Below are 9,836 nucleotides of genomic sequence, written 5' to 3' on the forward strand. Positions count from 1 at the left end.
GTGGCCGGTTGCCTGGTCGTCGGGGCGATAGGGGCAATTATCTGGCTCATTGCCCTGGGTGTGATCCTGTATTTCCTTTTACGATCATAAATCGCGGTTGGAACCTCCTGCGGCGCTCCGGTGTACGGGACGTGAGAGAGCGAGGAGGCATCGTGAGATCGATCGTGGTGGTTGTGGTGCTTGTGCTGGCCGCCGGATGCGCGGGAACACCGGGAACAGCGGCGCCCGGGAAGGCCGGGACAGCGGCGCCGACGAGTGCCGGTCCGGCCGTGGCGGCGGCGTGTTCCGGGGCGTCGGGGCTCAGCGCGGCCGGCGGGCTGCCGGAGGTGCGCGGCGAGGGGCGGGGCGCGGAGGTGTGGGGGCTGTTGTTCGCGCCCGCGCCGTTCGAGCGCGGACGCGAGGTGAAGATCGTATGGCGCATGACCGGTGAGGGCCCCCTGACGGTCACGGCCACGCTGCCCGACGGCACCCGGGCCCGCCGCACGTTCGGGCCCGAGCAGCACGGCGGGTCCACATGGCGGCGGCCGGGCGACGAGTGGGGCACGGGATTCGTGTTCCCCAAGCCGGGCTGCTGGAGATTCGACCTGACCAGGACGCGCGGGACCGGCCAGGTGCGGCTACCCGTCCGCTGACCCCGTGGACGGGCCGTCACGGCTTCAGCTTGTCGGCCTCCCGGACGTCGTGGAGGTGGACGAGGACGTCGAAGGAGCGGGCGAGCGCGAGGTCGGCCGGCGGGTAGGGGTACTGCGTGCCGATGTTGCGCGTGGGGCGCGCGACGCCCAGCCAGGCGCGCGCCGCCGCCGGGGCGTCGCGGATGTCGAGGTAGTAGTCCTCGTGACGGACCTGGTCGAGGGTGTACTCGTTCATGCCGGGCGTGGCCGCTCCCACGATGAACTTCTTCCAGTCGCCGCCGAGCGCGGCGTCCTTCGACAGGAAGGAGCCCTGGTGGAAGGTGAAGCCGATGGGGAGGTACTTCGTGCCCGGCGTGTCGCGCAGGAACGAACCCTGCGTCCTGGGATACATCCTGGGGTCGCCGGCCGCGTAGCCGACGTGGTCGTTCTGCGCCGACAGCAGGATCTTGTCGCCGGTGCGCCGCTGCCACCAGGTGATGTTCTGGGCCATCACCTGGTCGCGGAAGCGCTGGGAGGCGGCCACCGAGTCCGGGTCCTATGAGGCGGGCCGGTGCGCCGGGTTGGGGCGGCCCCTACCCGGGCGCGCGCGGGGTGGCTTCCGGTGGCGCGTCAGGCCGGCAGGACGCGGGCGACGAACGCGGTCACGTCCGCCAGGACCTCCTCCCGGTTCGTCTCGTTGAAGACCTCGTGCCGTGCGCCCGGATAGATGCGCTCCGTGAGGTCCGCTCCCCTGATCGCCTCGATCCCGGCACGCGTGCCGGGCAGCGGCACCAGCCGGTCGTCCTCGCCGTGCACCCACAGCGTGGGCAGCGCGCCGAGCGACCCGGCCTTGGTGATCGTGGCCAGGGTGGTGGCGAACGCCTCCAGCGTGGGCCGCTTGAACGGCCCGTGCCAGACGAGGGGGTCGGCCGCGTAGGCGGCGCCCACGGCGGGGTCGCGGCTGAGCGTCGAGGGGTCGATGGGCACGTCCGGCGGCTGCTCGTACGCGAGCAGTTCGCCGATCGGCCCCCACTCCCCCAGCACCGGCCCCGACAGCACCAGCGCCGTCAGGCCCGCGCCGTGCCGCTGGGCGTAGCGGGCGGCGATCATGCCGCCCATCGAGTGGCCGATCATCACGACCGGCACCCCGGGATGCTCCCGTACGGCGTGCTCCCGGAGGGTGTGGACGTCGGTCACCACGTCCTCGAAGTCCGCCACCAGGGCCCGGTCGCCCTCCGACCGGCCGTGCCCGAGGTGGTCCACCGCGTACACCGCCGCGCCGTCGCCGGTGAGCGTGCCGGCCACCCATTCGTAGCGTCCGAGGTGCTCGCCGTACCCGTGGACGAGGATCGCGAGGTAGCGAGGGCTCTCGTGCGGCCACTCGCGGGCCGCGAGCTTGCCGTGGGTGCCGGTGAGGGTGTGTTCGCGTGAGGTCGCCATGCCGTGGGATATGTCCGCGCGGACGCTGGTCCACGCGCGGCGGACGGCACCCGACCGGACCGTAATGCACCTCGATAGGACGATAAAAGATGAAAACTTCTGCCACTGGTGACAAGTAGGGCGAAAACTGTTTTAATCCGACGCTAGGTGGCCCCGGGGCGCCATGACCCGGAGTGACCGTTTCCTCGAGTCACGGCTTCGTGGGAAAGGCAGGCCCGTGGGAGCTCCAAGTGGCGAAGTAGTCGTCACGGGCGGTCTCGGTTTCATCGGCTCACATCTGGTGGACGCCTACCTGGCGGCGGGCCACCCCGTACGGATCATCGACTCCGACGCCGGCGCGGTCATCGACGGCGAGGACTACGACGCGAACCCCCGCTGCACGGTCGTCCGGCATCGGGTGGAGGACTACCTGGCCGGCGGCGGCGACTTCCGGGGCGTGGACCGCGTCATCCACGCCGCCTCCTACGTCGGCCCCGCCAGCATCCTGTCCAGGTCGGGCCGGCTGGGCCACGACATCATCGGCAGCACGGCCCCGGTCATCGAGGCGTGCGCGAGCGCGGGCGTGCCGCTGTGCGTGTTCAGCTCGGCCGAGGTGTACGGCCGCAGCGGCGTGCTCGACGAGAAGGACGACATCGTCGTCCCCACCCACTACAACACCCGCATCGAGTACGCCATCGCCAAGACCCTGGCCGAGGCGATGGTGGCCAACAGCCGGCGGCACGGGCTGCGCGGCATCGTCATCAGGCCGTTCAACGTCGCCGGGGCGCGCCAGTCGCGGGCCGGCGGGTTCGTCATGCCGACGTTCGTGCAGCAGGCGCTGGCCGGGCGGCCGATCACCGTCTTCGCGGGCGGCGACCAGGTGCGCGCGTTCATCGCGGCCGACGACCTGACCGGCTTCCTGCTCGGCTACATGGACGCGGCGCTGGAGGGGGACGACGTCGTCATCAACGTCGGCAACCCGGCCAACGCCGTCACCATCATGGAGCTGGCCGAGCGGGTCAAGGCGCTGCTGGACAGCCCGTCGCCGATCGTCCGGGTGGACGGGAGGAGCGTGCACGGCCCGCACTACGCGGAGGCGGAGTCGTTCCACAAGATCCCGGCGCTGCGGGCGGCCACCGGCCTCGGCTGGCGGCCCCGGGTGCCGCTCGACGAGCTGATCCTCAGCACGGCCGACTACTACCGCGCACGAGAGGACCGAAGGGCAGTGAATGCACCGCTTTAGCCATCTCCCCGGACGGCGGTGACCGGGGCGTGCGACGCTTCGAGCGCGTGCTGGTGATCTCGCCGCACGCCGACGACGAGGTGCTCGGGTGCGGCGGGCTGATGGCCGCCCAGGCCGACGCCGGGGCCGAGGTGCACGTCCTGTTCCTCGCGGTGGACGGGATGCGGCACTACGGCCTCGACGGGGCCACCACGTACCGGCAGCGCCTGGACGAGATCGAGGACGTGCGGGCCACGCTCGGCTTCAGCTACGAGATCGCCTACGGCGACCGTGACCTGACCGAACGGCTCGACACGCTGCCCCGCAGGGAGCTGGTCGACCTGTTCGAGCGGGCGCTGAACGAGCGGCGGCCGGACCTGCTGCTCCTGCCCAGCTTCGCCGACTACGACCAGGACCACCGGGCGGTGTTCGCGGCCGGGTTCGCGGCGGCGCGGCCCATCGCGCAGCAGTTCGGCAAGTGGCTGGTGCCCCACGTCTTCCTGTACGAGATGTCGAAGATCCAGTGGGCGTCGGAGCCGATGCCCCGGTCCACCGCGTACTGCGACATCGGCGCGTACATGGAGCGCAAGCTGGAGGCGTTGCGCGGCTACAGGAGCCAGCACCGGCCCTCCCCGCACATCAGGAGCGAGGAGTCGGTGACGGCGCTGGCCACGCTGCGCGGCGCGGAGATCGGCGTGGAGCGCGCGGAGGCGTTCGGCGTGCTGAGGACGGTCCTGTGACCACGAACGCGCAGGCGGCTGAGGGAGGTCCTGTGAAGACGTTCGCGTTCTGTACGGGGATGGAGTTCGCCGCTCCGGCCGTGGACGTGCTGGCGGCGCAGGGCACGGCCCCGTCGCTGCTCATCGGCTACCCGCCGAAGCTGAGCCACCGGTCCGGGTACGCGCCGCTCCAGGAGGCGGCGGACAAGCATGGCATCCCGCTGCTGGAGACCGACGACATCAACGACGGCCGGGCCCACGAGCTGGTCACGGGCAAGGGCATCGACCTGCTGGTGGTCGCCGGGTGGTCGCAGCTCGTCCGCGACCCGCTGCTGTCGGCCTGCCCGCTGGGCGCGATCGGGCTGCACCCGACGCGGCTGCCGGAGGGCCGGGGACGGGCGCCGCTGCCCTGGACGATCATCAAGGGCCTGACGTCGAGCGCGGTCAGCCTGTTCTACCTGAACGAGGGCGCCGACGAGGGCGACCTGATCGCCCAGCGCGACTTCGAGGTGAGCCGCCGCGACGACGTCACCGAGGTCTACCGCAAGGTCACCCGCATCAACATCGAGCTGCTCGCCACGTACGTGCCGCTGCTGCTGTCGGGGCAGGTCGTGGCCAGGCCGCAGCCGCCCGGCGGGTCCTGGTGGGAGCGGCGGCGGCCCGGCGACGGGGTGATCGACTGGTCGAGGCCCGCCGGCGACGTCTACGACTTCGTGCGGGCCCTGGCCGCGCCGTACCCGGGCGCGTTCACGTCCGTGGCCGGTCGCAGGCTGTACGTGCACAGCGCCGACCTGGTCGAGTGGGGCGGGGCGGACGAGCCGCCGGGCACGGTGCTCGCGCCGGTCTGGTCCACGGGGACGGCGGGCGTGCTCGTGGCCTGCGCGTCGGGGCTGCTCGTGGTGCGCGAGGCGCAGTGGGAGGGCGGCGAGCGGCGGGACGCGCTGGCGCTGCTGGAGGCGGGCGAGCTGCCGGTCGGCACCCGCCTGGGCACGTGACCGCCCCACGGGGGACCGTGCGGCTGAGCGGGGCGGTGATGGCGCACCCGCGCCGCCGGGAGGCCGCCGAGAAGCTGGCCGGAGACCGGCTGGCCGTGGTCACCGACCCGGACCCGGGCGGGCGGCCGTCGGCGTTCCGCACGTCGCTGCTCGCCTGGTCGAGCGTCCCGCGCGAGTCCACCCACCACGTGGTGCTGCACGACGACATGGTCCTGTCGGGCACGTTCTTCGAGCGGGCCGAGCGCGCCGCCCGCGCCATGCCGCGCGCCGCGCTCGCGCTGTTCGCGTTCTGGAACTCGCGCAACGGCGCGGCTGTGCGGCTCGGCGCGCTGGCCGGGGCGCGCTGGGTGCCGGGCGCGGGCGAGTACACGCCGGTGGCGGCGCTGCTGCTGCCCCGGGACGTGGCCGCAGGGTACGTGGAGTGGGCCCGCGACCGGGGCGACACCTGGCCGGACGACGTGCTCATGGGCCGCTACCTGCGGCAGGCCGGGGTGCCGGTGTTCGTCGCGGTGCCGAGCCTGGCCGAGCACGAGGACCTGGCGAGCCTGGTCGACAACGACTTCCAGGGTCTGCGCCGCGCGCCGTGCTTCTTCGCCGACGACCCGCAGGCGGGGCGGGGCGAGGACGGGCCGGTGCCGTCGCTGCCGGTGATCCCGTTCTTCAAGCGCGGCGTGGCGCAGTGCGCGGTACGGGTGCCGGGCACGACCCGCTGGCGCGACATCCTGTGCGCGGACTATCTGCGCGGCCGGGGCGTGGACGTGGACGGGCTGCGCGGCCCGGGCGAGCACGGGCAGCTCTGGCTGGCCGCGTACACGATGGGCGTCGTCCACCGCGGGCCGCGCGGCGACCCCGAGGTGCTGGACCGGGCGCTGGCCACGATGGGGCCCGGCGGGCTCTGCCACGCGCTCGGCTCCCGCGAGCTGGCCCGCCTGTCGGACGGGCTGCGCGAGGTGGCGCGGGACGGCCTGGAGGCGGGGCTGGCGGCGCGGCCGCGGCGGAGCGGGCGGGCGGCGGTGGCGGTGACGGGCTCGGCGACGTTCGTGCGCGACCAGGTGGCGCTGCTGCTGGCCGACCGCGGGCACCGGGTGACCGGCTCCTCCTCGGCGGACACGGTGGTGCACGTGTGCGCGCTCGGCTGGGACCCGGACGCCGACCCGGAGGAGGAGCTGCGGCTCGCGCGCGAGGCCCTGGCGGGGGCGCGGCACGGGGTGCTGCTCAGCTCGTGCGCGGTCTACCGGCGAGGTGCCGACGCCGTGGACGAGGACAGCCCGGTCGAGCCGGGGTCGGCGGTGCTGGCGGTGGAGGCCGCCGTGCCCGGGGCGACCGTGCTGCGCCTCGCGGAGCCGTACGGGCCGGGGATGCCGCGGAGCGGCACGCTGCCCGAGCTGGTGCTGCGCTCGTCGCTGAGCAGGCCGCTGCGCGTGGACGGCGGCACGGCGCAGCTCGTGCACGTGCGCGACGTCGCCACGGCCGTGGAGGCGGTGCTGGCGCGGCGGCCGGGGGCGCGGGTGTTCAACGTCGCCGATCCCGTGCGGCTGCGGCTGCGCGAGCTGGCCGAGGCGGTGACGGGCGCGGTGCGGCCGGTCCCGGTCGAGGAGGCGCCCGGCGGTGCGGAGGCGCCGGTGATCGACGCCGGGCGCGCCGGGCGGGAGCTCGGCTGGCGGCCGGCGGTCGGCCTCGACTACGGGCTGCACAACCTCGCGCAGTGGACGGCGTACGAGAGTGACCGTCAGGACACGCGGCAGGCGGCGTCCACCACGAGCGTCTCCAGGTCGCGCAGGTAGCGCTCGATGCCGGCCGGTCCGAGCAGGGCCGTGTCGGCGTACAGCGACACCTCCATGCGTCCCGGCTCGCCGCCGAGGTGCAGGCGGAAGTCGCAGATGTTGCGGTCCATGGCGTCGGTCCGGGCGACCTCGGTCCGCTCCGCCGCCGCCCGCAGGGCGCGCTCGTCCGGTGACGCCGCCCCGGGCTCGTCGCGCTGGACGAGCCGCTGGTCGTTGAAGCAGCCGAACGACCGGATCCCCGGCCCGGCGGCCGAGACGGCCTCCTCCATGGCGTACGGGTCGAACCACGCCTGCCGGTAGGCCCGCATGGCGGCGCTCCAGCCCTGCCGTACGAGGTCGCCGAACGAGGGCGTGTCGAGGTCGAGCACCACGAGGCCCTCCTGGGAGATCGTGGAGACCACGTCGCGCCGGTCGGCGGCGAAGCGGTTGTTGACGATGACCCGCATGCCGCAGTGCCGCTGCCCGGTCAGCCCGCCCGCGAGCCGCATGGCGGCGGCCAGCAGCACGGTCGAGGAGCTGACCCGGTGGCGCGCGGCCATCGCCTGGGCCGCGGCGGCGAGCGCGGTGGACGACATCGTCGCCTCCACGAACCGCGGCGTCTCCGGGACGAGCGCGGCGTCCGGCACCGGGTCCATCCGGGCGTGCTCCTCCAGCCAGAAGGCGACGGCCCGGCCGGAGACGCGCGTCCCCTCCTCGGACCGCTGCCACGCGGCCAGTTCCCGGGGCGTGGCCGCGGTCACGGGCGGCAGGGCGTCGCGGATCAGCAGCAGCCGGAAGTCGCGTACGACGAGGTCGGCGGCGTGCCCGTCGGCGGCCAGGTGGCACAGCACGAGCACGACGTCCCTGACGTGCTCCCCGTCCACCACGAACGCGACCCGCAGCGGCCACTCGTCCGCGTAGCGGAACGGCTCGGCGGCCAGCCGGTCGCGCACCACGTGGGCCGGCTCGGACGTGATCTCCACGTGGGGCCGCGCGGCGGGCCAGAGGAGCTGGAGCGGCGCCTCGCGCGGACCGGTGAGCCGGGTGCGGAGCGACTCGTGCCGCGCCACGAGCGCGTCGAGCGCCCGCCCGGCCCGCTCCACGGTGACGGGCCGCCGGGGGCCGGGGAACACGCGGGCGATGTTGAGGTAGTGCTCCTGCGGCGCGGCGGCGAGCACGGCGCGCCAGATGTCCTGCTGCCCCCAGGTCAGCGGCGCCTCCACCGGCCCGCTCAGCGGGGCTCCCGGACCCGCACCTCGCGGACCAGGTCGTCGAGGGTCTCGAACTCGGTCGGATCGACCTCGGCCCCGAACTCGGTCTCCACGGCGTCGATCAGCCGCAGGAAGCCGAGCGAGGTCACGCCCAGGTCGGCCAGCCGGGCGGGGCCGGCCAGCACGTCGGCCGCCTCCACCTCGCCGTCCGTCGCCTCGGCGACCAGGCCGGCCAGTCGTTCGCGTAGTTCGCCGTCGGTCAGCACGTGACCCCCGTTTCCCCGGATTCGGGGCGAGTGTGCCACGGCGTAGATCGTCCGGGCAACCACCGATGGGCGGGGGGTTGACGGTTGTGTGCATTTTTTCTACCGTCTGGCGGCAGCCCGAAAATATTTCTGGGGGTGGTCCCGTCGGCTGTTCCGGTCCCCTCACTGCTCGGCGCGAGAGCCGCCGCCGATCCCGGTCACGAGGCCCTGGCCGTCGCCGGGTCCGGCGGGTTGACGCTCCGGGACTGGGACGAGCGCTCGGACGCCGCCGCCCGCGGCCTGCTGGAGCACGGGGTGCGGCGGGGTGACCGGGTGGCGCTGGTCTTCGGGGCCCGCGACTGGATCGCGTACGCGGTCTGCTGGATGGGGGTGCTCAAGGCGGGGGCCGTGGCGGTGCCCCTGTCGGACCGCCTCGCGGTGCCCGAGCTGACGTCCATGATCGGGCACTGCGGCGCCACGCTGACCGTCCACGGAGCCGGCCCGCCGCCCGTGCCGGGCGCGTTACCCGCCGGCGAGCTGAACGGGCGCGCCGAGCCGCCGCCGGTCGAGCTCGACCCCCTCGACCTGGCCCAGATCCTCTACACCTCCGGCACCACCGGCACCCCCAAGGGCGTCGCCGCCACCCACGCGAACCTCACCTCGCCGCCCGTCCACCCGAAGCGCCGCCCGTTCGCCCACTCGCGGCACCTCGTCCACGCCTTCCCCATCGGCACGAACGCCGGCCAGGTCATGCTGCTCCACGCGCTGACCGCCGCCCCCACCGTGGTCACGCTCCCCCTGTTCACCCCGGCCCGCTTCGCCGCGCTCGTCGAGGAGCGCGCCGCCGGGACGGTGTTCGTGGTGCCGGCCATGGCCATCGAACTGCTGAACGCCCGCGTGCACGAGCGCCACGACCTGTCGAGCGTGCTGCTGCTGGGCTCGGCCGCCGCCGCGCTGCCGCCGCCGGTGGCCGCCCGGCTGGCCGGGGCGTTCCCGTCGGCGACGGTCGTCAACTACTACACCTCCACCGAGGCGGCGCCCGCCCAGACCATCATGGTCTTCGACCCCGACCGTCCGGGCGCGCTCGGCCGGGCCGCCGGGGGCAGCACCCTCAAGATCGCGACCGCGGACGGCGAGCCGGTGGCGCCCGGCGAGACCGGCGAGGTGTGGATGCGGGCCGCGGCCCACCCCCGCGCCTACTACGGCGAGCGCGGCGGCACCTTCCGCGACGGCTGGGTGCGCATGGGCGACCTCGGCCGCCTCGACGCCGACGGCTACCTGTACCTGGTGGACCGGGAGAGCGACGTCATCAAGTCGGGCGCGTTCAAGGTCTCGACGCTCCAGGTGGAGGCGGCGCTGCACGAGCACCCGTCGGTGGCGGAGGCGTCGGTGTTCGGGGTGCCGCACCCGGTCATGGGCATGGCGGTGGCGGCGGCCGTGGTGCCGCGCGAGCCGCTGACGCTGCCGCAGGTGCGGGCCTTCCTCGGCGAGCGGCTCGCCGCGCACGAGCTGCCCACCCGGCTGCTGTGCCTGGACGCGCTGCCGAGGAACACCGCGGGCAAGGTCGTCAAGCGCGAGCTGCGCCGCCTGGCCGAGGAGCACGCCGGCACCTGACCACATCGGCATCTGACCACATCGGCACGAGAACACA

10 protein-coding genes are annotated in these 9,836 nt (G+C 74.2%); 6 read left to right on the top strand and 4 right to left on the bottom strand.

Annotated elements, in window-relative coordinates:
- The first annotated feature begins 152 nt into the window (after positions 1-152).
- Positions 153-632, top strand: coding sequence for a hypothetical protein (locus HD595_RS08105; RefSeq protein ID WP_253767132.1), 480 nt, complete (start codon positions 153-155; stop codon positions 630-632).
- A gap of 16 nt (positions 633-648) precedes the next feature.
- Here the strand turns inward: HD595_RS08105 and HD595_RS08110 are convergent, their stop codons facing one another.
- Together HD595_RS08110 and HD595_RS08115 are read right to left on the bottom strand one after the other, a co-directional pair.
- Complete coding sequence (locus tag HD595_RS08110) at positions 649-1,155, bottom strand: erythromycin esterase family protein (protein ID WP_253767134.1); 507 nt, start codon at positions 1,153-1,155, stop codon at positions 649-651.
- Between the two features lie 86 nt (positions 1,156-1,241).
- A complete protein-coding gene (locus tag HD595_RS08115) occupies positions 1,242-2,051 on the bottom strand; it encodes an alpha/beta hydrolase (protein WP_253767136.1) in 810 nt (269 codons plus the stop codon).
- 217 nt (positions 2,052-2,268) lie between these two features.
- Here HD595_RS08115 and HD595_RS08120 point away from each other — a divergent pair, with 217 nt between their 5' ends.
- Genes HD595_RS08120 through HD595_RS08135 form a run of 4 tightly spaced genes read left to right on the top strand, consistent with a single transcriptional unit; the run spans position 2,269 to position 6,750 of the window.
- Complete coding sequence (locus HD595_RS08120; protein ID WP_253767138.1) at positions 2,269-3,273, top strand: NAD-dependent epimerase/dehydratase family protein; 1,005 nt, start codon at positions 2,269-2,271, stop codon at positions 3,271-3,273.
- Positions 3,274-3,302: 29 nt separating this feature from the next.
- A complete protein-coding gene (locus HD595_RS08125; RefSeq protein WP_253767140.1) occupies positions 3,303-3,992 on the top strand; it encodes a PIG-L deacetylase family protein in 690 nt (229 codons plus the stop codon).
- A 32-nt stretch (positions 3,993-4,024) separates the two neighbouring features.
- Positions 4,025-4,966 (top strand): methionyl-tRNA formyltransferase, encoded by a 942-nt coding sequence (locus HD595_RS08130; protein WP_253767142.1) that lies wholly within the window; start codon positions 4,025-4,027, stop codon positions 4,964-4,966.
- Positions 4,963-6,750, top strand: a complete 1,788-nt coding sequence (locus HD595_RS08135) for a hypothetical protein (RefSeq protein WP_253767144.1) — start codon at positions 4,963-4,965, stop codon at positions 6,748-6,750. The genes HD595_RS08130 and HD595_RS08135 overlap by 4 nt, the downstream gene beginning before the upstream one ends.
- Here the strand turns inward: HD595_RS08135 and HD595_RS08140 are convergent.
- Both HD595_RS08140 and HD595_RS08145 read right to left on the bottom strand, forming a co-directional pair.
- Positions 6,696-7,952 (bottom strand): condensation domain-containing protein, encoded by a 1,257-nt coding sequence (locus tag HD595_RS08140; RefSeq protein WP_253767146.1) that lies wholly within the window; start codon positions 7,950-7,952, stop codon positions 6,696-6,698. The two genes, HD595_RS08135 and HD595_RS08140, sit on opposite strands and share 55 nt — an antisense overlap.
- An 8-nt stretch (positions 7,953-7,960) precedes the next feature.
- Entirely contained in the window at positions 7,961-8,206 is a 246-nt protein-coding gene (locus HD595_RS08145) for an acyl carrier protein (protein WP_253767148.1), read from the bottom strand.
- A gap of 135 nt (positions 8,207-8,341) precedes the next feature.
- Between HD595_RS08145 and HD595_RS08150 the strand changes: the two genes are divergently transcribed.
- Positions 8,342-9,799, top strand: a complete 1,458-nt coding sequence (locus HD595_RS08150; protein ID WP_253767150.1) for a class I adenylate-forming enzyme family protein — start codon at positions 8,342-8,344, stop codon at positions 9,797-9,799.
- Positions 9,800-9,836: the final 37 nt, after the last annotated feature.

This window comes from Nonomuraea roseoviolacea subsp. carminata (assembly GCF_024172185.1).
GTDB classification, from domain to species: Bacteria; Actinomycetota; Actinomycetes; order Streptosporangiales; family Streptosporangiaceae; genus Nonomuraea; species Nonomuraea roseoviolacea.